Raw genomic sequence first — 22,043 nt, forward strand, 5'->3', positions numbered from 1 at the left:
CGCATCCCCCCGAGGGTGCGGGGCTTTTTCGTGCCGGGTCCGCCCGCGCGCCGCCTCAGCGCCGGTCGCGCCAGCGGTTCGCGATGGGATAGCGGCGGTCGAGCCAGAAGGCCCGCGGGCTGAGCCGCGGGCCGGGGGCGGACTGGAACCGCTTGTATTCGCCCGCATAGATCAGCCCCTCGACCTTTTCGACGGTGGCCCGGTCGAACCCCTGCGCCACCACCTCGGCCACGCTCGCCTCGCGGTCGATAAGCGCCTCGAGGATGACGTCGAGATCGGCATAGGGCGGCAGGCTGTCCTCGTCGCGCTGATCGGCGCGCAGCTCGGCCGAAGGGGGCTTGTCGATGACGCGGGGGGGGATGACCTCGCCCGCGGGGCCCTTCATCCAGGGGCGGTGATGGGCGTTGCGCCAGCGGCAGATGTCGAACACGCGGGTCTTGTAGAGATCCTTGATCGGGTTGTAGCCGCCCGCCATGTCGCCATAGATCGTGGCATAGCCCACGGCGACCTCGGATTTGTTGCCCGTGGTCAGCAGCATCTCGCCGAACTTGTTGCTGAGCGCCATGAGCGTCAGGCCGCGCAGCCGCGACTGGATGTTCTCTTCGGCGAGATCGGGCGCGCACCCCTCGAACAGCGGCGCCAGCGCCTGCGTCACCGCCGCGCGCGGCCCTTCGATCGACACCTCGTCCAGACGGCAGCCGAGGCCATGCGCCACCGCCGCCGCATCGTCGAGCGAGGCCTGCGTGGTGTATTCCGACGGCAGCATGACGCAGCGCAGGTTCTCGGGCCCCAGCGCGTCGGCCGCGATGGCCGCGACGATGGCGCTGTCGACCCCGCCCGAAAGCCCGAGGATCACCCTTGGAAACCCGGTCTTGCGGCAGTAATCGCCCAGGCCCGTGACCATGGCGCGGTAATCCTGCTCGAGCGTATCGGGCAGGATCGCCCTTTCGCCCGGTTCGGCCCGCCAGCCGTCGTCGTGGCGGGTGAAATCGACATGGACCAGCGCCTCGTCGAACAGCGGAAGCTGATGCGCGAGCCGCCCGTGCGGGTTCAGCACGAACGACCCGCCGTCGAACACCTGGTCGTCCTGCCCGCCCACCATGTTGAGATAGACCAGCGGCAGCCCGGTCTCGACCGTGCGCGCGACCATGTGGCCCAGCCGCGTGTCGAACTTGCCCCGGTAATAGGGCGAGCCGTTGGGCACCACGAGGATCTCGGCGCCCGATTCCGCCAGCGCCTCGGCCACGTCCTCGGACCAGGCGTCCTCGCAGATCGGCACGCCCACCCTGAGCGGGCCGATCGCGACCGGACCCGAGATGGCGCCCGCGTCGAACACCCGCTTTTCGTCGAAGACGTTGTAATTGGGCAGCCGGTGCTTGAGCACCCGCGCCTTGACCAGCCCGCCCACGCAGATCCACCAGGCGTTGTAGAGCTCGGCGCCAAAGGCATAGGGCCCGCCGATCCCCAGCGCGGGGCCATCGGCACATTCGGCGGCGAGCCGCTCGATCGTGGCCATGGCGTCGGCGGTAAAGGCCGGCTTCTGCGCGAGGTCCTGCACTTGGTAGCCGGTCACGAACATCTCGGGCAGCGCCACCATGTCGGCGCCCGCGTCGCGCGCCGCCGCCCAGGCATCGCGGGCCTTGGCCGCGTTGCCCTCGAGATCCCCAACGGTCGGGTTCGACTGCGCGACGGTCAGCCGGAAGCGGTCGGTCATGGCGGCATCCTTCGGGGGTTTCGACCGAGCGATGTATCAGAACGCCGCCCGATGGAAAGGGCGCGGCCGGGAAAGTCGTTGCGGCACGGGCGGGCCGTGGCTAGGTTCGGGCGGCACAGGAAACAGGCCCCGCAGGCGGGCGCCGCTCCCGAAAGGCCATCCGATGTCGCGTGTCGCCGCCGCCCTTCTGATCTCTGCCGCCGTTCTCGCCGCGGCACCGGTGCCGGCGCAGGACGGCGATATCGAGACCAAGCAATACGAGGATGGCGGCATCTACGAGGGCACGTTCCGCGACGGCCGCCAGCACGGGACCGGCACCTATCGCCTGCCCAACGGCTATGAATACAGCGGCGATTGGGTCGATGGCGAGATCCGCGGCACCGGCACGGCGCGCTTTCCCAACGGCTCGGTCTACGAGGGCGAGTTCGCCGCCGGCCGCCCCGAGGGCCGCGGGCGCATCACCTATGCCGACGGCGCCACCTTCGAGGGGGACTGGTCGGCCGGCGTGATCGACGGCACCGGGCTGGCGGTCTATGCCAACGGCGTCCGCTACGAAGGCGATTTTCGCCGCGGCAGTCGCCACGGACAGGGTCGGATGGAAACGCCGACGGGCTATGTCTACGAAGGCCAGTGGGTCGATGGCGAAAAGGAAGGCCAGGGCCGCATCGCCTATCCCGACGGCGCGATCTACGAGGGCGGCATGGCCGATGGCAAGCGTTCGGGCCAGGGCACGCTGACCCTGCCCGACGGGCTGAGCTATGTCGGCGAATGGCAGGACGGCGAGATGACCGGAACCGGCATCCTCACCCAGCCCAACGGCGATGTCTACGAGGGCGCGCTGGTCGCGGGCGCGCGCCAGGGCGAGGGCGAGGTGCGCTATGCCGACGGCTCGGTCTATCGCGGCGGCTTCGAGCAGGACCGCCGCCATGGCACGGGCACCTTCACCCGGCCCGATGGCTACAGCTTCACCGGAACGTGGGAGGCCGGCCGCATCCAGGGCGAGGGCGAGGCCGTCTATGCCGATGGCGCGACCTATACCGGGATGTTCCGCGACGACGAACCCGATGGCGAGGGCAGCATCGTCTATCCCGACGGCTCGCGCTATACGGGCGGCTGGTCGCAGGGCGTGATCTCGGGCGAGGGCAGCTTTACCTACGAGAACGGCGCGGTCTACGAGGGCAGCTTTGCCGCCGCCCGCCCCGAGGGGCGCGGCACGCTCACCCTGCCCGACGGGACGGTCTACGAGGGCGAGTGGTCCGACGGGGTGCGGCAGGGACAGGGGCGGATCTCGTTCCCCGACGGCTCGACCTACGAGGGCGATTTCGCAGGCAACCTGCGCGACGGCACCGGGACGATCACCTATGCCGACGGGTCGAGCTATACGGGCGGCTGGCAGGACGGGGTGATCCACGGCGAAGGGGTCGCGCGCTATGCCAACGGCGATGTCTACGAGGGCGGGTTCGCCGACGGCCTGCGCGCGGGGTTCGGCACCGTCACCTATGCCGATGGCACCCGCGAAAGCGGCCAGTGGACGGCAGGCGCGCTGACCGAACCGGCCGAGCCCGAGACGGAGGCGGAAGGGGGCGACACCGCCGCCGAGATCGCCGATCCCGCAGCCGAGGCGGTGGAGTAGGTTAAAGCGATCTCTCAGCTTCGTCCTTCAGGGCGCTGACAGGTAACGGAAATCACACGATATAGCCGAGGTTCATCCGGGCGAGAAAGGCGTCGCCCTCGGCCAGGATCGTCTCGCGCTTGTCCTCGGCCATTCGGTCGAAACTGCGATACATCTGAGCCATGCGCGGGTTCCGCGCGAAGCGGTCGCGGTGCCGGATGAGGAAATGCCAGTAGAGCAGGTTGAACGGGCAGGCTCCCGGCCCCGTCTTGACCTTGGCCGAATAGCTGCATGACTTGCAGTAATCCGACATCCGGTCGATGTAATTCGCCGATGAGACATAGGGTTTCGAGCCGACGATCCCGCCGTCGGCGTGCTGGCTCATCCCGATCACGTTGGCCGACATGACCCATTCATAGGCATCGGCATAGACGCTCATGTACCAATGCTGCACCGCTTGTGGCGACAGCCCGGCGACAAGGGCGAAATTGCCCGTGACCATGAGCCTCTGGATATGGTGGGCATAGGCCTCTTTCCGCGTCTGCTCAACGGTTTGCGCGATGCAGTTCATGCGCGTCTCGCCGCCCCAGAAGAACCCCGGCAGCGCGCGGTCATGGCCCAGCACGTTGCGCGCGGCATAGTCAGGCCCCTCGAGGAAATAGATGCCGCGGATGTATTCGCGCCAGCCGATGACCTGCCGGATGAACCCCTCGACCGCGTTCAGCGGGGCGGCACCGGCCTTCCACGCCGCCTCGGCCGCGCGGCAGACCTGCATCGGCGCGAGAAGCCCCGCGTTGAGATAGAGCCCGATGACGCCGTGAAACAGGAACGCGTCGCCCTGCACCATCGCGTCCTGGTAATCGCCGAACCGGGGCAGCGCGACGGCGACGAAGCGTTCGAGCGCGCGCGCGGCCTCGTCATGGTCGGTGGCGAACCAGAAATCGTCCAGCGTGCCGAAATTGTTGCCGAAACGGCGGCCGACCAGGTCAAGCACCTCTTGCGTCGCGGCATCGGGGGCGAACCGCATCGGGCCGGGCGTCGCGAGCCCCTTGGGCGGCGGGCGGCGATTGTCGTGGTCATAGTTCCACTGACCGCCCGCGGGGGTGCCGTCTGCCTCCATCAGCAGGCCGGTGCGGCGGCGCATGTCGCGATAGAACCACTCCATCCGCAATTCCTTGCGCCCCTCGGCCCAATCGCGAAACAGTTTGTGCGGGGCAAGGAAACGATCATCGGCCAGTTGCGTGACATGCAGCGGCAGCGCGTCCAGCGCGGCGATGAGGCGCCATTCGCCGGGCTGGGTGGCGATCACCTCGGTCGCGCCATGCTCGGTGGCGCGGCGCAACAGCTCGCCCGTGATCGAGCCCGCGTTCTCGGGATCGTCGAGCGTGGTATAGGCCACATTTCGCCCCTCGGCGCGCAGCCGGGCGGCGAACTTGCGCATCGCGGCAAAGAGAAACGCGACTTTCTTGGGGTGGTGGGGGACATAGCCGGCCTCTTCGGCGACCTCGGCCATGACGATCAGATCGTCGGGCCGCGCCGCGCCCAGCGCCGACAGGTCGGGCGAAAGCTGGTCGCCCAGCACGAGGATCAGGCGCCTCACCACGGGATCGGCCGCCCGGCATAGTCGAAGAACCCGCCGCTGTCGCCGGGGCCGAGCCCGTCCAGCGTGTCGAGCAGGTTCGCCGCCGCCTGCGCGGGCGTCACCTTGTCGTGGTCGGGATAATCGGCGGTGAACTCGGTCGCGACTGTGCCGGGATGCAGGCAGACGATGACGGCCTCGCGGCGCATCCGCCCGATCTCGACCGCGGCGCCGTGGATCAGGCTGTTGAGCGCGGCCTTGGACGTGCGGTAGGAATACCACCCCCCGAGCCCGTTATCCCCGATGGAACCCACGCGCGCCGACAGCGCCGCAAAGACGAAACGGCGGTCGCGGGGGATGCGGTCGCGCAGGTGTTTCAGCACCAGCGCCGGGCCCAGCGCGTTGAGGCGGAACTGCGCCACCGGCTCTTCGGGGCCGAGATCCCTGAGCTGCTTTTCGGGCCTGTCGCGGGTCGAGGTCAGCGCCCCGGTGGCGACAAGGACAAGGTCGGGCAGCGGGTCGATCCCGTCGAGATGGGCCGCAATGCTGGATTCGTCCGTGATGTCGAACCCGTCATCCGCACGCGACAGGCTCGCGGTCTCGACGCCGCGCGCTTTCAGTTTCGCGACGATCGCACCGCCTATCCCGCCCGATCCGCCGATGATCAATGCAGATTTCATGCCACCTCCCCTGCCCCGCGGCCCCCGCATCGGCGGACCCCCGCGCCCCGCGTGACGCGGGCGCGGTCTGCTAGATGCCCGGCACGACGCCGCAATCAAGGGGTTTTCATTGTCGCAGCCGCGGCTATTGTGCGCGCATGACCTGTGCGATCCGCCCGTTCGGCCTGCTTCTGCTTACCCGCCCTTGAGCGTGCCCGCCGGCGCGACGCTCAGGGGTATGCAGCGCCGGGGCGCAGAACGGTAAACGCACAAGGAAAGATCCCCCATGACCACCGGTATTTCAGGCGACCGCGTCCTGATCTTCGACACGACGCTGCGCGACGGCGAACAATCGCCCGGCGCCACCATGAGCCATAGCGAAAAGCTCGAGATCGCCGAGCTGCTGGACGAGATGGGCGTCGACATCATCGAGGCCGGGTTTCCCATCGCCTCCGAAGGCGATTTCGCCGCCGTGCGGGAAATCTCGCAGCGCGCGAAACAGGCCACGATCTGCGGGCTGGCGCGGGCCAACCTCAAGGATATCGACCGCTGCTGGGAGGCCGTGCGTCACGCGAAATCCCCACGCATCCATACCTTCATCGGCACCTCGCCGCTGCACCGCGCCATCCCGAACCTCACGCAGGACGAGATGGCCGAGCGCATCCACCAGACCGTGACCCATGCGCGCAACCTCTGCGACAACGTGCAATGGTCGCCGATGGACGCCACGCGCACCGAGTGGGATTACCTCAGGCGCACGGTCGAGATCGCGATCCGGGCCGGGGCCACGACGATCAACATTCCCGACACCGTGGGCTATACCGCGCCGGTGGAATCGGCCGACCTGATCCGGCGCCTGATCGCCGAGGTCGAGGGGGCCGAGGACGTGGTCTTTGCCACGCATTGCCATAACGATCTGGGCATGGCGACGGCCAACAGCCTCGCCGCGGTCGAGGGCGGCGCGCGCCAGATCGAATGCACGATCAACGGGTTGGGCGAACGCGCCGGCAACACCGCGCTCGAAGAGGTGGTGATGGCGATGAAGGTGCGCCACGACATCATCCCCTATTCCACCCGCATCGACACCACCAAGATCATGCATGTCTCGCGCCGCGTCGCGACGGTCTCGGGGTTCCAGGTGCAGTTCAACAAGGCCATCGTCGGCAAGAACGCCTTTGCGCATGAATCGGGCATCCACCAGGACGGGATGCTCAAGAACGCCGAGACCTTCGAGATCATGCGCCCCGCCGATATCGGGCTCAAGGACACCTCCATCGTCATGGGCAAGCATTCGGGCCGGGCGGCGCTGCGCTCCAAGCTGCGCGAGCTGGGCTACGAGCTGGCCGACAACCAGTTGCAGGACGTGTTCGTACGGTTCAAGGCGCTCGCCGACCGCAAGAAGGAAGTCTATGACGAGGATCTCGAGGCCTTGGTGGCCGCACGCGACACGGCCGAGGAAACGCTCGAGCTCAAGTTCCTTCGCGTCATCTGCGGCACCGAGGCGCCGCAATCGGCCGATCTCATCCTGCGCATCGACGACACTGAAAAGCGCGTTACCGCCAAGGGCGACGGCCCCGTGGACGCGGCCTTCAACGCGATCAAGGCGCTGGTCGATCACAGCGCGCGGTTGCAGCTCTACCAGGTCCATGCCGTGACCGAGGGCACCGACGCGCAGGCCACCGTGACCGTGCGCCTCGAAGAAGCGGGCCGCGTCGTCACCGGGCAATCCGCCGATACCGATACCGTCGTCGCCAGCGCGCGGGCCTATATCGCCGCGCTGAACCGGCTGCTGGTCAAGCGGCGCACGGTTCCCGAAGGCGCCGATACCAAGGCCGTGAGCTACCGCGACACGGTCTGAGCGGTCTTTCGCGCGCGCCGGCCGGATCGTGCCGGCGCGCCCCCTCCCGGCACGATCCTGCCGCCGTTTCGGCGCCGCAAAGGGGGGGGATGGCGCGTTTCGTGCGATCCGGCCTATAAGGTCGGTTCAAGTTCGAGGCGCGGAGCGGCATCATGTCCATCGAAAGCCCGATGAACGACAGCGATATCGGCTTCACCCGTTTTATCGGTGGCGGGCTCGAGGCGGCCGTGGTCGCCATGCTCGAGCAGACGCAGGACTGCGTCAAACTGATCGACCGCGACGGCACGCTGGCCTTCATGAATGCCAACGGCCGCAAGGCGATGGCGATGGACGGCACCGCGCCCGTGAGCGGTATCGCCTGGCCGATGCTCTGGCCGGGCGAAAGCCGCCCGCAGATCGAGGCCGCGCTTGCCGCCGCGCTGCGCGGCGAGCGGAGCCGGTTCAAGGCATTCTGCCCGACCGTTAGGGGCGAGCCGCGCTGGTGGGACGTGTCGGTGTCGCCCATCCGGGGCGCGGATGGCGCGGTGGGCCATGTCCTCGCCACCTCGCGCGACATCACGCCTTTCATCGACGCGCTCGACGACGAGCGGGACAAACGGCTCGAGGCCGAGCGGAACTCCGAGATCCAGACGCTCGTCGCGGACGAGACGCGGCACCGGCTCAAGAACGTGCTGGCCATCGTCGGCTCGATCTCGAACGTGCTGGTGCGCCGGTCGGGGACGCTGGCCGAATACCGCCAGCGATTCGCGCGGCACCTGCAATCGCTGGCCAATGCGCAGGATCTTTTGGGGGCCCGCGGCGGGGCGCGTGGCGATCTGGGCAGTTTCGTGGCCGATGCGCTGGGCGCGGGCGGCAACGATCCGCGCGTGGTGCTGGGCGCCATGCCGGACGACCCCATCTCGGACCAGTCGGCGCAGGTGATGGCGCTGGTGCTGGGCGAGCTGCACACCAACGCGGTCAAGCACGGTGCGCTCGGCACGGCCGGGGGGCGGGTGACGCTCGACGCGGCCTGCGCGGGCGGCACGGCGCGGTTCACATGGGCCGAGGATCACGGCCACCCCGTCGCGCCCGTCGAGATCGCGGGCGGCGCGGGCAGCGAGCTTATGCGCGGCATGCTGGCCACCGATGACGGGGCGCCGGTCTTTGACTGGGGGCCGCGGGGGCTGACCGTCAGATTCGCGGTTCCGCTGGTCTAGAGCGGGTTTTCGCGCAAGCACCGAAAACGCCCGAAGTTTGATCCATGTCAACGAATGGCGACATGGGAACTGTCATCTTTGGTTTACACACCGAGGGGGCAGCTTCATGCGGATCTTGTTCGTCCATCCCAATTACCGCTCAGGCGGCGCCGAAATCGCCGGGACATGGCCGCCCGCCTGGGTCGCCTACCTGACGGGCCACCTGCGCGGAGCGGGGTTCGACGACATCCATTTCATCGACGCGATGACCGACAACATCGACGATGCCGAGCTTGCCCGCCGGATGGAGGAGATCAAGCCGGACGTGGTCGGCGTCACCGCCATCACCCCGTCGATCTACCGCGCCGAGGACGTTCTCAAGATCGCGCGCGACGTGGTGCCGGGCGCGGTGCGCATGATGGGCGGCGTGCATGCGACCTTCATGTTCAAGCAGGTCCTGTCCGAAGCCCCCTGGATCGACGTGATCGTGCGCGGCGAGGGCGAAGAGATCTGCACCGAGCTGATGCTGGCCATCGAGGACGGGCGCTGGCCCGCCGACCGCCACAAGATCAAGGGGCTGGCCTTTCTCGACGGCGACCAGATCGTCGCGACCCCGGCGGCGAGCACGGTCAAGGATCTCAGCAAGATCAAGCCCGACTGGTCGGTGCTGGAATGGTCGAAATACATCTACATCCCGCTCGGCACCCGCGTCGCCATCCCCAACCTCGCACGCGGCTGTCCCTTTACCTGTTCGTTCTGCTCGCAGTGGAAGTTCTGGCGCGATTACCGCGTGCGCGACCCCAAGGACGTGGTCGACGAGATCGAAGACCTGGTAGAGAACCACGGCGTCGGGTTTTTCATCCTCGCGGACGAGGAACCAACCATCAACAAGAAGAAATTCGTGGCCTTCTGCCAGGAGCTGATCGACCGGGGCCTGCCGAAAAAGGTGAAATGGGGCATCAACACCCGCGTCACCGACATCTATCGCGACCGCGACCTGCTCAAGTTCTATCGCAAGGCGGGGCTCGTGCATGTCAGCCTCGGCACCGAGGCCGCGGCCCAGATGAAGCTCGACATCTTCAACAAGGAAACCAAGGTCGAGGAGAACAAGCAGGCCATCCGCCTGCTGCGCGAGGCCGATATCCTCGTCGAGGCTCAGTTCATCGTCGGGCTCGACAACGAGACGCCCGAGACGCTGGAAGAGACCTACAAGATGGCGTGGGACTGGCAGCCCGACCTTGCCAACTGGTCGATGTACACGCCCTGGCCCTTTACCCCGCTGTTCCAGGAGATGAAGGACAAGGTCGAGATCTTCGATTTCAGCCGCTACAACTTCGTCACGCCGATCATGAAACCCGCCGCGATGGAACGTGGCGAGCTTCTGGACGGGGTGATGAACAATTACCGCCGCTTCTACATGAAAAAGGCGCTGTTCCATTACCCGTGGCGCGGCACCGGGTTCCGGCGGCGCTATCTGCTGGGCTGTCTTTATGCCTTCCTCAAGGCGGGGGTGGGCCGGACCTTCTACGATCTGGGCAAGGTGGGCTATACCGGCCCGCAATCCAAGAACCGGCTCGATTTCCACTTTGACGAGACGCGCACCATCGCCGAGGCGCAGATGGAGGATTGGGAGGCCAGCGCCGACAAGGCCGCCCGCGCCGCCGAACGCCGCGAGGCCGTCAAGGCCCAGATGAAGGAACGCTCGGCCACGCGGGTGCAGGAATTCAAGATGCCCAACGGGGCCGAGATCAGGGCCTGCGGCGGCGGAACGCAGCAGATGGACGATGCCTGACGGCGCGGCGTCCTTCGCGGCGGCGCCCGAGGCCGGGGCCTCGGGCGGGGCGCGGATCGGGCCCAACGCGATCCTGCAACTGATCGCGCCCATGCAATCGGCGCTGGGCCGGGACGCGACCGAGCGCATCCTTGCCCGCGCCGGTCTGTTCCACCTGCCCAACGGCAGCGCGATGATCCCCGAAAGCGACGCGGCGCGGCTGCACCGCCAGCTTCGCGCGGACGAGCCGGTGCTGGCGCCGCTGGTGCTGGCGGAGGCCGGGCATGGCACGGCGCTCTATATCATGGGACACCGCATACCGCGCGCCGCGCGCGCCCTGCTGCGCGCGATGCCGGCGCCCCTCGCCGCACGGGCATTGTCGCGCGCCATCGCCCGCCACGCCTGGACCTTCGTCGGATCGGGGCGGTTCCGGGCGGTCACGCCATGGCTTTTCGAGATCGAGGACAACGCCATCGTCGCGGGCGAACGCGCCCGCCGCTGTTCGTGCGATTGGCACGCCGCGGTGTTTGCCGGGCTCTATTCGACGCTGGTCGCGCGCGACTGCCATTGCGTCGAGACGGCCTGCGCGGCCCGCGGCGACCCCCTCTGCCGGTTCGAGGTTTCGCGCGGTCAAGCCTGATCCCGCCGGCGCGCTTGCGGCTTTCCGCCGAACCGGCGGGCGGGCGGCAAAAACGCCCTCACGCGATGTTGTAATGCCCTGCGCCTCGCGTATCTGACGATTACGGTCGGCATAAGGACGGACCGGGACCATCAGCTTGAAAAGGCAGCGATCATGCGTGACATCATCGGGACGAACCGGAACGATATCCTCGTCGGCACACGCGGCCGCGACGATATCGAAGGGCGCGGCGGCAACGACGTTCTGCGCGGCAAGGCCGGGGACGACGACCTCGAAGGCAATGCCGGGCGCGACATCCTGCGCGGCGGCGTAGGCAATGACGACCTCGAAGGCGGCCGCGGGCGCGACGTCCTGAACGGCGGGCGCGGCAATGACGACCTCGAAGGCGGACGCGGCGCCGATACCTTCGTCGTCGGCCGTGGCGTCGACGCGATCGACGACCTGCGGCTCAACGACACCGTCAAGATCATCAAGTCGGCGGGCATCGCGTCCTATGCCGAGCTGCTCGAGACGGCGAGCCCCTACGACGATGGCGAGGACCTGTTCTTCGATTTCGGCAACGGCAACGGGCTGGTGCTCGAGGATACGCTCATCTCCCAGATCAGCGAGGACCAGTTCGAGTTCGCGGGCGCCACGAATGCCGGCACCGCGGCGCGGGGAGAGCGGATCTTCGGCGATAACGGCGACAACGTGCTGAACGGGACGAATGGCGACGACGTCATCATCGGGCGCGGCGGCGACGACACCATGTCGGGCGCGCGCGGCGACGACCTGATCCGCGGCGGCGCCGGCCGCGACGAGATCGACGGCAATGCCGGCAACGACCGCCTGCTCGGCGGCGCGGGCGGCGACGAGATCGACGGCGGGCGCGGGCGCGACACGCTCAACGGCAAGGCCGGGCGCGACGAGCTCGACGGCGACGGCGGGCGCGACCTGCTGCGCGGCGGCGGCGGGGCCGACGATCTCGACGGCGGGCAGGGCAACGACGTCCTGCGCGGCGGTGCGGGCAATGACGACCTCGAAGGCGGGCGCGGCGCCGATGTCTTCGTCTTCACCCGCGGGCGCGACGAGATCGACGATTTCGGCGGCCGCGACGTGATCCGTCTGAACGGCGACCGGCTCAAGGTCGACAGCTTTGCCGATGTGCGCGACCTCGCGCGGTCGGTCGACAATGGCGAGGATACGCTGATCGATTTCGGCCGCGGCAACACGCTGCTGCTCGAGGATGTGCGCCTCGACAGCCTGAACGCGAACGATTTCGACATCGTCTGAGACGACCGGCGCCCCGCCCCGCTTCGCCGGGGCGGGGCGCCCGCGCACGCAGCCCGCCCCATGCGCCGCTTTCCGCCGATCGGGGGCCTTTAACCCGATGGCCCTGCTGCTATAAGGCCCCGACCCACGGCGAGGGGAGTCGTGGTATCGCTTGGGGATTTCAGCATGAGTAGTTTGACGGGGCTCTTTTCCGCCGACATGGCGATCGACCTCGGCACGGCCAACACCCTTGTCTACATCAAGGGCCGCGGCATCGTGCTGAACGAGCCGTCGGTGGTGGCCTTCCACATGAAGGACGGGCGCAAACAGGTGCTCGCCGTGGGCGAGGATGCCAAGCTGATGCTCGGCCGCACGCCCGGCTCGATCCAGGCGATCCGGCCCATGCGCGAGGGCGTCATCGCCGATTTCGACGTCGCCGAGGCGATGATCAAGCATTTCATCCGCAAGGTTCACAAGCGCACGACATTCTCGAAGCCCAAGATCATCGTCTGCGTGCCGCACGGCGCGACCCCGGTCGAGAAGCGCGCGATCCGGCAATCGGTGATCTCGGCCGGGGCGCGCCGCGCGGGTCTCATCGCCGAGCCCATCGCCGCCGCCATCGGGTCGGGCATGCCGATCACGGACCCCACCGGGTCGATGGTCGTCGATATAGGGGGCGGCACGACCGAGGTGGCGGTGCTGAGCCTCGGCGACATCGTCTATGCCCGCTCGGTGCGCGTCGGCGGCGACCGCATGGACGAGGCCATCATCAGCTACCTGCGGCGCCACCAGAACCTGCTGGTGGGCGAGGCCACGGCCGAGCGGATCAAGACCCAGATCGGCACCGCGCGGATGCCCGATGACGGGCGCGGCGCGACCTTGCAGGTGCGCGGGCGCGACCTGCTCAACGGGGTGCCCAAGGAAATCGAGATCAACCAGGCCCAGGTCGCCGAATCGCTGGCCGAGCCGGTGCAGCAGATCTGCGAGGCGGTGATGATCGCGCTCGAGGCGACGCCGCCCGACCTCGCCGCCGATATCGTCGACCGCGGCGTGATGCTCACGGGGGGCGGTGCGCTTCTGGGCGAACTCGACCTCGCGCTGCGCGAGCAGACCGGGCTCGCCGTTTCGGTGGCCGACGAGTCACTGAATTGTGTGGCTCTGGGGACCGGCAAGGCGCTGGAATACGAGAAACAGCTTAGGCATGTGATAGATTACGACAGCTAAGGCTGACACCCGCCACGCCCCTTGGGAGAGCGCATGGCCAACCGATACGGCAGCCCGGACGATTACGCCCGCCCGATCAGGCGCGTCCTGCTGGGGCTGCTGATCCTGTTCCTGTTCGCGCTGTTCATGTTCTGGCGCATCGACAGCCCCCGCGCCGAGCGGCTGCGCGCGCAGATCGTCGACCGCGTCGTGCCCAACATGGACTGGGCGCTGCTGCCCGTCGCCAAGACGATGGACATGGCGCGCGGATTCCAGAGCTACGCGCGCATCTACGACCAGAACCAGGAGCTGCGCCGCGAGCTTCAGCAGATGAAGGGCTGGAAAGAGGCGGCCCTGCAGCTCGAACAGGAAAACGCCAAGCTGCTCGACCTCAACAAGGTGCGGCTCGACCCCAAGCTGACCTTCATCACCGGGGTCGTGCTGGCCGATGCGGGCAGCCCGTTCCGCAAGTCGGTGCTTTTGAACATCGGCGCGCGTGACGGCATCCTCGACGGCTGGGCCGCGACGGACGGGCTGGGGCTTGTGGGGCGGATCTCGGGCGTCGGCGCGACATCGTCGCGGGTGATCCTGCTGACCGACAGCAACAGCCGCGTGCCCGTCACGGTGCAGCCCTCGGGCCACCGGGCGCTGGTGGCGGGCGACAACTCGCCGCTGCCGCCGCTCGATTTTCTCGACAGCGCCGAGCAGGTGCGCCCCGGCGACCGGATCGTGAGTTCGGGCGATGGCGGCGTGCTGCCCGCGGGGCTTCTGGTGGGTCAGGTGGTGCTGGGCAAGGACGGGCGGCTGCGCGCGCGGCTCGCCGCCGATTACGAGCGGCTCGAGTTCCTGCGCGTCCTGCGTTCCCACCCGGCCGAGGCGATCTCGGACCCCGGCGGGCTCGTGCTGCCCGACCGCCCCGCGCAGACCGTGGCCACCGCGCCCGCCCCCGGCGACCTGCCCCCCGACCCCGAGGCCGAGCCCGCCGATGGTTGATCCCGTCACCATGCGCCGCACCGGGTTCCGGCTGCTGTTTCTCGCGATGGCCGCGCTGGTCATCTTCGTGCGGATCCTGCCGTTCCGCATCGGCACGGCCCCCGTACCCGCGCCCGAACTGCTGACGCTCACGACATTCGCCTGGGTGATCCGCCGCCCCGAATACGCGCCCGTCGCGTTGATCGCGCTGGTGCACCTGACGGCCGACATCCTGTTCATGCGGCCGCTGGGGCTGTGGACGATCCTCGTCGTGCTCGGCTGCGAATACCTGCGCAAGCATTCCAACATCCCCTCCGAGCTGCCCTTTCCGGTCGAATGGGTCATGGTCACGATGACGCTGGCCACGATGATCGCGGCGGGAATGCTGGTGCAGGCCGTGCTATTGGTGCCGCAACCCTCGATCGGGGCCAATGCGCTGCAACTGATCGTCTCGGCCGCGGCTTATCCGATCGTGGTGGTGGTGACGGCCTTCGGGCTGGGGGTCAGGCCCGCGGGCGTGGCCGAACGGGACGCGGAAAGGAAGCGCGCATGAAACGCTCGCCCAAGGATACCGAGGCCTCGACCCGGCTCGTCACCCGCCGCGCCGCGGTGCTGGGGGGCGTGCAGCTTTGCCTTGCGGGCGTGCTGGGCTGGCGGATGCGCCAGATGCAGGTCGAGCAGGCCGACCAGTTCCGCCTGCTGGCCGAAGAGAACCGCATCAACATCCGCCTGATCGCCCCGGCGCGGGGGCTGATCTTCGACCGCAACGGCACGCCGCTGGCCGAGAACGCGCAGAATTACCGCGTGGTCATCGTCCGCGAGGATGCGGGCGACGTCGAGGCGGCCATCGCCCGGCTGCGCCAGCTCATCTATATCGACGACGACGAGGTGGAGCGCGCGCTCAAGGAGATCTCGCGCCGCTCGCCCTTCGTGCCCGTCACCATCACCGAACAGCGAAGCTGGGACGACGTGGCCATCGTCGCGGTCAACGCCCCCGCCCTGCCCGGCATCACCCCCGATGTGGGCCTGTCGCGGCATTATCCGCTGGGACAGGATTTCGCCCATGTCATCGGCTATGTCGGCCCGGTCAGCGATTACGACCTCGGCCGGATCGAGGATGACGACCCGCTGCTCCAGATCCCCAAGTTCCAGATCGGCAAGACCGGCGTGGAACAGAAATACGAACACGACCTCCGCGGCAGCGCCGGCGCGCGCCGCATCGAGGTCAACGCCGCCGGCCGCGTCATGCGCGAACTCGACCGCGACGACGGGGTGCCGGGCTCCGATCTGCAACTGACCGTCGACAGCGGCTTGCAGAACTTCTGCGAGGCGCGGCTTGCGCTGGGGCTTTCGGCCAGCGCCGTGGTCATGGATATCGAGACCGGCGACCTGACGGCGGTGGGCAACGCGCCCTCCTTCGATCCCAACAAGTTCGTGCGCGGCATCTCGGTCGCCGATTACCGCGACCTGACCGGCAACAAGTATCGCCCGCTGGCCAACAAGGCCGTGCAGGGCGCCTATCCGCCGGGCTCGACCTTCAAGATGCTGGTGACGCTCGCGGCACTCGACGCCGGAGAGCTCAACGCGACAGAAACCATCTATTGCGGCGGCTTCACCAAGCTGGGCGATCGCCGGTTCCACTGCTGGAAACGCGGGGGCCACGGCCGCGTGAACCTCGAACAAAGCCTCCAGCAAAGCTGCGACGTCTTTTACTACGAGCTCGCCCAGCGCGTCGGCATCGAAAGGATCGCCGAATGCGCCCGCGCCTTCGGCATCGGCGAACGGTTCGACCTGCCGATGTCCGCCGTGACCGCGGGCGTCATGCCCGACATGGACTGGAAACGGGACCGCTACGGCGAATCGTGGAAGGTCGGCGACAGCCTGAACGCGGCCATCGGGCAGGGCTTCGTGCTGAGCTCGCCCTTGCAACTGGCGGTGATGTCGGCGCGCATCGCCTCGGGCCGCGCGGTCATGCCCCGGCTGGTGAAATCCGTCGACGGGGTCGAGATTCCGCTCGAATCCGCGGCGCCCCTGCCCTTCCGCCCCGAGCATCTCGCCCTGATCCGCAAGGGCATGTACTCGGTCAGCAACACCGCGCGCGGCACGGCCTTCCGGTCGCGCATCGAGCCGCCCGCGCTCAAGCTCGCGGGCAAGACCGGCACGAGCCAGGTGCGCTCGGTCGTGGTCGACAACAGCGAGGTGCCCTGGGAACAGCGCGACCACGCCCTTTTCGTGGCCTATGCCCCCTATGACACGCCCCGCTACGCCGTGTCGGTCGTGATCGAGCATGGCGGCGGCGGCTCGTCGGCAGCCGCCCCCGTGGCGCGCGACATCATGCTCTACGCGCTGCATGGCGGCCTGCCCCCGCTCGACGCCTACCCGGCCGCCGACCGCCGCGGCGTCGAGGAGATGTTCGCCAGGCTCGACCTGCGCGAGACCACCCGCGCCGGCGGCGAGAGGTCCCGCGCGTGAGCTATCTCGAATACAACGTCAAGCGCGTGCCCTCGGGGCCGGGCAAGGTGCTCTATCTGAACTGGCCGCTGCTGCTGCTGCTCAGCGCCGTGGCCGCGGTGGGGTTCCTGATGCTCTACTCGGTCGCGGGCGGGTCGCTCGAGCCCTGGGCCGAGCCGCAGATGAAACGCTTCGCGCTGGGCGTCGTGGCCATGTTCGCCGTCGCCATGGTGCCGCTCTGGCTCTGGCGCAACCTCGCGGGGGTGGCCTATCTGGGCTCGGTCCTGCTGCTGCTGGCGGTGGAGTTCTTCGGCACCACCGGCATGGGCGCACAGCGCTGGATCGACCTGGGCTTCATGCGGCTGCAACCCTCCGAGCTGATGAAGATCGCGCTCGTGATGATGCTGGCCGCCTATTACGACTGGCTCGACATCCGCAAGACCTCGCACCCGCTCTGGGTGGTGCTGCCGCTGATCCTGATCGCCGTTCCCGTCTATCTCACCCTGCGCCAGCCCGATCTCGGGACCGCGCTGCTGCTGGTGATGGGCGGGGGGATCGTGATGTTCGTCGCCGGGGTAAGCTGGTGGTATTTCGGCGCCGTGATCGCGGGCGGCATCGGGCTCGTCGCGGCGGTGTTCAGCTCGCGCGGGACGTCGTGGCAATTGCTCAAGGACTACCAGTATCGCCGGATCGACACCTTCCTCGACCCGGCCTCGGACCCTCTGGGCGCCGGCTATCACATCACCCAGTCCAAGATCGCGCTGGGATCGGGCGGCTGGACAGGTCGCGGCTTCATGCAGGGCACGCAGTCGCGGCTGAACTTCCTGCCCGAGAAACACACCGACTTCATCTTCACCACCCTCGCCGAAGAGTTCGGCTTCATCGGGGCGTTCTCGCTGCTGGCGCTTTACGTCGGCATCGTGGCCTTCTGCATCGTGTCTGCCACGCGCAACCGCGACCGCTTCGGCGCGCTGGTCACGCTCGGGATCGGGGCCACGTTCTTTCTGTTCTTCGCCGTCAACATGGCGATGGTGATGGGACTCGCGCCGGTCGTTGGCGTGCCGCTGCCGCTGGTCAGCTATGGCGGCTCGGCGATGCTCGTGCTGATGGTCGGCTTCGGGCTCGTGCAATCCGCCCATATCCACAGGCCCCGAGACAGATGATCCACGCCCTTTTCGCCGCCCCCCAAGCCTATGACGCCGCCTGGACCGGCCCTTTGACGCGCGCCTTCGCCGCCGCCGGGCTGGATGTGGCGCTGTCGCGCGATCATGCGCCCGAGACGGTCGATTACATCATCCTCGCCCCCAGCGGCCCGGTGACGGATTTCAGCCCCTTCATCCGTGCAAAGGCGGTGCTGAACCTCTGGGCCGGGGTCGAGACGGTGGTGGACAACCCGACCCTGACCCAGCCGCTCGCGCGGATGGTCGATCCGGGGCTGACGGCGGGCATGGTCGAATACGTCGCCGGCCACGTCCTGCGGCACCATCTGGGCATCGACGCGCATCTCGCGGCGGCGCCCGGCGCATGGGACTCGACCGCGCCGCCGCTGGCGCAGGACCGGCCCGTGGCGATGCTGGGGCTGGGCGCGCTCGGCACGGCCTGCGCAAAGGCGCTCGTGCATCTCGGCTTTCCCGTCTCGGGCTGGAGCAACAGTCCCAAATCCATCCCCGGCGTGACCAGCGCAACGGGGCGCGACGGGCTCGACCGCACGCTTGCGGGCGCCGATATCGTGGTGACGCTCCTGCCGCTCACGCCCGACACCGAATGCCTGCTCGATGCGGGCAGGCTCGCCGCGATGCGCCCTGGCGCCGTGCTCGTCAATCCCGGCCGTGGCGGGCTCGTCGATGACGCGGCGCTCATCGCGGCGCTGGATCGCGGACATCTCGGCCATGCCACGCTCGACGCCTTCCGCACCGAGCCGCTGCCCGAGGATCACCCGTTCTGGCACCATCCGCGCGTGACCGTGACGCCGCATATCGCCTCGGCCACCCGGCCCGAAACCGCCGCCGGCGTGATCGCCGAGAATATCCGCCGCGGCGAGGCGGGCGCGCCACTGCTCCACCTCGTCGACCGCGATCGCGGCTACTGAGGCGCGGCCGGCCCTTCTCTGTTTCCTGAAATACTCATGTCGGACCGCCCGCCGCCCCGTCGCAGCGGCGGGGCCGTCAGCGCAGCTTCGGCGGCCGGTCGGGGTCGCTGCCCGGCGGCGCGGGGGCCGCGTCGCGCGCGGGCTCGAACCGCGGCAGGTCGAACCGCAGCCCGGCCCGCGCCAGCCGCGCGGCGATGGGCGCCGATGACGGGGTGAAGCCCACGTCGACGCTCGCCGCCTCCAGCCCCGAAAAGACCAGCGCCTCGCGCATGGCCGAGGACAGCGCGCCCTCGGCGCCCCGCGCCGGATCGACAAAGACCAGCAGATGCCCCTGCGCGCCGCCCTCGTAGCGCGCGCGCACGAGGTAGGCCATCCGCGCGAGCCCGGTGGCGGTGGCGAGCTTGGCGTCGAGCGCCGACAGGAACCGCTCGGGCAACTCGCCCGGCGGGAACAGCTCGACCGGCCAGGCCTCGATCTCGTCGGGGGCGCCCGACAGCGTCTCGGCCAGCCAGCCCAGCGCCTCGGGCGTCAGCAGCGTCTCGGACGGCGCCACGGAGGGGTTGAGCGCCAGCCCCGTCCCCTGCCCGGCCAGCATCCCCGCCAGCATCCGGCCCGACAGGGTGACATAGGGCGCGCCCGCGGCCGCGAACTCGGCCAGCCGCTCGACCCGGTCGAAGCCCAGCACGAACCGCCCCTGCGAGGTCTCGAAGACCTGCGGCGCGACCTCAGCCCCCTCGGGCTCGGCCGTCAGCAGCACGAACAGCTCGGCATCGGCCACGCGCTCGTAGAAGGCGAGCCGGGCGGCATCGTCCTGCGGCGCGGCCTCCATCGCGGCATGGGCGCGGTCGAGCGGGGTCATGCCAGCGCCTCGGCCACGCGGGCGCGCAGTTCGGGCAGGAGTTCGCTCGCGAACCACGGGTTGCGGTTCAGCCAGGCGGTGTTGCGCCACGAGGGATGCGGCAGCGGGATCGCGCGGGGCAGGTGCGCGCGCCAGTCGCGCACCGTGGCCGTGACGCCCGCCTTGGTGCCCATGTGCCATTTCTGCGCATAGCCGCCGATCAGGACCGCCAGCCGCACCCGGTCCAGCGCCTCGAGGATCGGCGCGCGCCAGGTCCGCGCGCATACGGGCGGCGGCGGCAGGTCCGAGCCCGCCGCATCATAGCCCGGAAAGCAGAAGGCCATCGGCACGATGGCCACCCGCGAGCGGTCGTAGAACGTCGCCTCGTCGAGCCCCAGCCAGTCGCGCAGCCGCTTGCCCGACTGGTCCCAGAAAGGCGTGTTGGCCTTGTGCACCCGCATCCCCGGCGCCTGGCTCGCGATCAGGAGCCGCGCGCCCGGCGCGAACCACACGACCGGGTTCGGCTCGTGCGCGGTGGCCGTGGCGCGAAAGCGCTCGGCGCAGATGCGGCAGGCCGAGAGGCGGGATTTCAGATCGTCCATGACCGCCCATCTAGCCACGATCGCGCCCGGCGCCAACCGCCTGCCCCGGCGCCGTCGCCCGAAAGCCCCGGCGGGCGGCTCACGGCGCGGGCCCCGCTTGCCAGCCCCTGCCGCCGGGGCTAACGCGGTGGCGACCGTCCGCCCCTGCCCGTCCTGTCCCGCCCCTGCCGAGCCCGCCCGATGTATCGCGTCTGGACCTATGTTGCGAATACGCCGCTCCTGCTGTTGCTGGGCATGGCGCTGGGGCTTGGCTGGGCCAACCTCGCCCCGGTGAGCTTTACCTTCGTCACCGAGTTCCCGCTGCTTTTCGGCAGCTGGATCGGGCGCGACGCGGGGCTGTGGCTCGGCGCGGCCGGGGGGGCCTTCGGCATCGACGACCTGGGCGATGTCGACCGGGTGCTGACGCCCGCCTATCTCGTCGCCGATATCGGCATGGCCATCGTCTTTGCGATGGCCGCGAAAGAGGCGTGGGAGGCCGCGATCCTGCGCCAGGGCGCGCTGCGCGGGCGGCGCGCCATGGTGCCGCTGGGCGCCACGCTGGGCGGTGCGACGGCGGCGGCGGGGCTGTTTCTCGCGCTCTCGGCGGTGCTGGGCTCGGATGCCTGGGACGCGGCCAGCCGGGCATGGGCCGCACCGGTCTCGACCGATGTGGCGCTGACATGGATCGCGGGGCGCGCGATCTTCGGGGCGCGCCACCCGGCGATGCGGATGCTGCTGGTGCTGGCCGTGGCCGACGACGTGCTGGCCTTCGCGATCCTCGCGCTGTTCTTTCCCGCGGCCCCGGTGGCGCCGGGCTGGCTGATCCTGCCCGCGCTCGCCGCCGCGACGGTCTGGCTGGCCTGCGTGGCGTGGCCCGCCCGGCGCGACCGGGGCAATCCCGCGCGCCCCGCCACGACGCGCGTGCGCCGCCGCATGGGGCTCTGGCCCTATGCGCTGGCCGCGGCGGTGTCGTGGGTTGGCGTGACCCGCGCGGGGCTGCACCCGGCGCTGGGGCTCTTGCCCATCGTGCCGGCCTTTCCCCATGCCACGCGCGCCTTCGGCCTGTTCGCCGAGGCCGAGCGATTCCTGCACGATCCGCTCAACCGTGCGCAGCGCGCGCTGCGCAGTCCCGCCGAGATCGTGCTGTTCCTCTTTGCCGTGGTGGCGGCGGGCGTGCCGCTCGGCGCGGTCGATGCGTCCTCGGGCGCGCTCTGGGCAGCGCTGGTGCTGGGCAAGCCCGTGGGCGTCGTTCTGGGGGCCTGGGCGATGATCGCGGTGGCGGGGCCGCTGCGCGGGGTGGCGGCGCGCGACCTCGTGGTGATCGGGGCGCTGGCGGGCTGCGCCGTGACCTGGCCGCTGTTTCTGTCGAACGCCGCGCTGCCGCTGTCGGCCGAGGGCGCGGCGCTGCGGATCGGGGCGCTGGGCTCGCTTGTCGCGGTGCTGGTCGCGGCGGTGCTGGCGCGCGCGCTGGGTGTCGCGCGGCGGGGCTGAGCGCGGGTTCACGGGCTTGCGTCTTGCGCGGGGGCCGTGGCGGCGCGTAATCTCGCCGCGCGCCGGGCGGGGTCATAATGCTGTCCCAAAGGCGGGCTAGGGTGAAAACTGCCCGACGCCCCGTCGACGGCACCGCCGCCGCCCCGCGAACGGAAGACG

18 protein-coding genes are annotated in these 22,043 nt (G+C 69.3%); 13 read left to right on the forward strand and 5 right to left on the reverse strand.

Annotation, left to right across the window (positions count from 1 at the left end; all coding sequences use genetic code 11):
• Positions 1-55: 55 nt before the first annotated feature.
• Positions 56-1,714, reverse strand: a complete 1,659-nt coding sequence (locus tag E2L08_RS14815) for an NAD+ synthase (protein ID WP_133397877.1) — start codon at positions 1,712-1,714, stop codon at positions 56-58.
• Positions 1,715-1,877: 163 nt separating this feature from the next.
• Between E2L08_RS14815 and E2L08_RS14820 the strand changes: the two genes are divergently transcribed.
• Positions 1,878-3,347 (forward strand): MORN repeat-containing protein, encoded by a 1,470-nt coding sequence (locus tag E2L08_RS14820; RefSeq protein ID WP_133397878.1) that lies wholly within the window; start codon positions 1,878-1,880, stop codon positions 3,345-3,347.
• A 52-nt stretch (positions 3,348-3,399) separates the two neighbouring features.
• Here the strand turns inward: E2L08_RS14820 and E2L08_RS14825 are convergent, their stop codons facing one another.
• Positions 3,400-4,929, reverse strand: a complete 1,530-nt coding sequence (locus tag E2L08_RS14825) for a cryptochrome/photolyase family protein (RefSeq protein WP_133397879.1) — start codon at positions 4,927-4,929, stop codon at positions 3,400-3,402.
• On the reverse strand, positions 4,923-5,585 hold the full coding sequence (locus E2L08_RS14830) for an SDR family NAD(P)-dependent oxidoreductase (protein WP_133397880.1): 663 nt from the start codon (positions 5,583-5,585) through the stop codon (positions 4,923-4,925). The genes E2L08_RS14825 and E2L08_RS14830 overlap by 7 nt, the downstream gene beginning before the upstream one ends.
• A 265-nt stretch (positions 5,586-5,850) precedes the next feature.
• Here E2L08_RS14830 and E2L08_RS14835 point away from each other — a divergent pair, with 265 nt between their 5' ends.
• The 11 genes from E2L08_RS14835 (at position 5,851) to E2L08_RS14885 (ending at position 18,974) form a co-directional block, all read left to right on the forward strand.
• Positions 5,851-7,422 (forward strand): 2-isopropylmalate synthase, encoded by a 1,572-nt coding sequence (locus E2L08_RS14835; RefSeq protein ID WP_206077025.1) that lies wholly within the window; start codon positions 5,851-5,853, stop codon positions 7,420-7,422.
• Positions 7,423-7,574: 152 nt separating this feature from the next.
• Positions 7,575-8,618 (forward strand): PAS domain-containing protein, encoded by a 1,044-nt coding sequence (locus tag E2L08_RS14840; protein ID WP_133397881.1) that lies wholly within the window; start codon positions 7,575-7,577, stop codon positions 8,616-8,618.
• Between the two features lie 106 nt (positions 8,619-8,724).
• Entirely contained in the window at positions 8,725-10,389 is a 1,665-nt protein-coding gene (gene bchE, locus E2L08_RS14845; RefSeq protein WP_133397882.1) for a magnesium-protoporphyrin IX monomethyl ester anaerobic oxidative cyclase, read from the forward strand.
• Positions 10,382-11,008, forward strand: a complete 627-nt coding sequence (gene bchJ, locus E2L08_RS14850) for a bacteriochlorophyll 4-vinyl reductase (protein ID WP_133397883.1) — start codon at positions 10,382-10,384, stop codon at positions 11,006-11,008. Before bchE ends, bchJ begins: the two co-directional genes overlap by 8 nt.
• A gap of 153 nt (positions 11,009-11,161) precedes the next feature.
• Positions 11,162-12,280: a calcium-binding protein gene (locus E2L08_RS14855; RefSeq protein WP_133397884.1), complete on the forward strand. Its 1,119-nt coding sequence runs from the start codon at positions 11,162-11,164 to the stop codon at positions 12,278-12,280.
• Positions 12,281-12,445: 165 nt separating this feature from the next.
• A complete protein-coding gene (locus E2L08_RS14860) occupies positions 12,446-13,483 on the forward strand; it encodes a rod shape-determining protein (protein WP_133397885.1) in 1,038 nt (345 codons plus the stop codon).
• A 33-nt stretch (positions 13,484-13,516) separates the two neighbouring features.
• Positions 13,517-14,455, forward strand: coding sequence for a rod shape-determining protein MreC (mreC, locus tag E2L08_RS14865; RefSeq protein WP_133397886.1), 939 nt, complete (start codon positions 13,517-13,519; stop codon positions 14,453-14,455).
• Positions 14,448-14,987 carry a rod shape-determining protein MreD gene (locus E2L08_RS14870; RefSeq protein WP_133397887.1) on the forward strand — a complete coding sequence of 180 codons (540 nt, stop codon included), beginning with the start codon at positions 14,448-14,450 and terminating at the stop codon, positions 14,985-14,987. Before mreC ends, E2L08_RS14870 begins: the two co-directional genes overlap by 8 nt.
• The gene (mrdA, locus tag E2L08_RS14875) at positions 14,984-16,906 is read left to right on the forward strand and encodes a penicillin-binding protein 2 (protein WP_133397888.1); all 1,923 of its coding nucleotides are present in this window, start codon (positions 14,984-14,986) and stop codon (positions 16,904-16,906) included. Before E2L08_RS14870 ends, mrdA begins: the two co-directional genes overlap by 4 nt.
• Positions 16,903-18,048 carry a rod shape-determining protein RodA gene (gene rodA, locus E2L08_RS14880; protein WP_133397889.1) on the forward strand — a complete coding sequence of 382 codons (1,146 nt, stop codon included), beginning with the start codon at positions 16,903-16,905 and terminating at the stop codon, positions 18,046-18,048. Before mrdA ends, rodA begins: the two co-directional genes overlap by 4 nt.
• Positions 18,045-18,974 (forward strand): 2-hydroxyacid dehydrogenase, encoded by a 930-nt coding sequence (locus E2L08_RS14885; RefSeq protein ID WP_133397890.1) that lies wholly within the window; start codon positions 18,045-18,047, stop codon positions 18,972-18,974. Before rodA ends, E2L08_RS14885 begins: the two co-directional genes overlap by 4 nt.
• Positions 18,975-19,050: 76 nt before the next feature.
• Here E2L08_RS14885 and E2L08_RS14890 read toward each other — a convergent pair whose 3' ends face one another.
• Both E2L08_RS14890 and E2L08_RS14895 read right to left on the reverse strand, forming a co-directional pair.
• A complete protein-coding gene (locus E2L08_RS14890; RefSeq protein ID WP_133397891.1) occupies positions 19,051-19,833 on the reverse strand; it encodes an SseB family protein in 783 nt (260 codons plus the stop codon).
• Positions 19,830-20,414, reverse strand: a complete 585-nt coding sequence (locus tag E2L08_RS14895; RefSeq protein ID WP_133397892.1) for a uracil-DNA glycosylase family protein — start codon at positions 20,412-20,414, stop codon at positions 19,830-19,832. Before E2L08_RS14895 ends, E2L08_RS14890 begins: the two co-directional genes overlap by 4 nt.
• 180 nt (positions 20,415-20,594) lie before the next feature.
• On the opposite strand from E2L08_RS14895, the gene E2L08_RS14900 reads away from it, so the two are divergent.
• Positions 20,595-21,884, forward strand: coding sequence for a Na+/H+ antiporter NhaA (locus E2L08_RS14900; protein WP_133397893.1), 1,290 nt, complete (start codon positions 20,595-20,597; stop codon positions 21,882-21,884).
• The last annotated feature ends 159 nt before the right edge of the window (positions 21,885-22,043 follow it).

Source organism: Palleronia sediminis (assembly GCF_004358695.1).
GTDB classification, from domain to species: domain Bacteria; phylum Pseudomonadota; class Alphaproteobacteria; order Rhodobacterales; family Rhodobacteraceae; genus Palleronia; species Palleronia sediminis.

What these genes read in the sequence shown, in the direction of transcription:
- E2L08_RS14900 (WP_133397893.1), top strand. Translation starts at nt 20,595, where the DNA reads ATGTATCGCGTCTGGACCTATGTTGCGAATACGCCGCTCCTGCTGTTG.
- E2L08_RS14870 (WP_133397887.1), top strand. Translation starts at nt 14,448, where the DNA reads ATGGTTGATCCCGTCACCATGCGCCGCACCGGGTTCCGGCTGCTGTTT.
- E2L08_RS14860 (WP_133397885.1), top strand. Translation starts at nt 12,446, where the DNA reads ATGAGTAGTTTGACGGGGCTCTTTTCCGCCGACATGGCGATCGACCTC.
- E2L08_RS14835 (WP_206077025.1), top strand. Translation starts at nt 5,851, where the DNA reads ATGACCACCGGTATTTCAGGCGACCGCGTCCTGATCTTCGACACGACG.
- bchJ (WP_133397883.1), top strand. Translation starts at nt 10,382, where the DNA reads ATGCCTGACGGCGCGGCGTCCTTCGCGGCGGCGCCCGAGGCCGGGGCC.
- E2L08_RS14885 (WP_133397890.1), top strand. Translation starts at nt 18,045, where the DNA reads ATGATCCACGCCCTTTTCGCCGCCCCCCAAGCCTATGACGCCGCCTGG.
- mreC (WP_133397886.1), top strand. Translation starts at nt 13,517, where the DNA reads ATGGCCAACCGATACGGCAGCCCGGACGATTACGCCCGCCCGATCAGG.
- E2L08_RS14815 (WP_133397877.1), bottom strand. Translation starts at nt 1,714, where the DNA reads ATGACCGACCGCTTCCGGCTGACCGTCGCGCAGTCGAACCCGACCGTT.
- mrdA (WP_133397888.1), top strand. Translation starts at nt 14,984, where the DNA reads ATGAAACGCTCGCCCAAGGATACCGAGGCCTCGACCCGGCTCGTCACC.
- E2L08_RS14820 (WP_133397878.1), top strand. Translation starts at nt 1,878, where the DNA reads ATGTCGCGTGTCGCCGCCGCCCTTCTGATCTCTGCCGCCGTTCTCGCC.
- E2L08_RS14855 (WP_133397884.1), top strand. Translation starts at nt 11,162, where the DNA reads ATGCGTGACATCATCGGGACGAACCGGAACGATATCCTCGTCGGCACA.
- E2L08_RS14840 (WP_133397881.1), top strand. Translation starts at nt 7,575, where the DNA reads ATGTCCATCGAAAGCCCGATGAACGACAGCGATATCGGCTTCACCCGT.
- E2L08_RS14895 (WP_133397892.1), bottom strand. Translation starts at nt 20,414, where the DNA reads ATGGACGATCTGAAATCCCGCCTCTCGGCCTGCCGCATCTGCGCCGAG.
- E2L08_RS14890 (WP_133397891.1), bottom strand. Translation starts at nt 19,833, where the DNA reads ATGACCCCGCTCGACCGCGCCCATGCCGCGATGGAGGCCGCGCCGCAG.
- E2L08_RS14830 (WP_133397880.1), bottom strand. Translation starts at nt 5,585, where the DNA reads ATGAAATCTGCATTGATCATCGGCGGATCGGGCGGGATAGGCGGTGCG.
- bchE (WP_133397882.1), top strand. Translation starts at nt 8,725, where the DNA reads ATGCGGATCTTGTTCGTCCATCCCAATTACCGCTCAGGCGGCGCCGAA.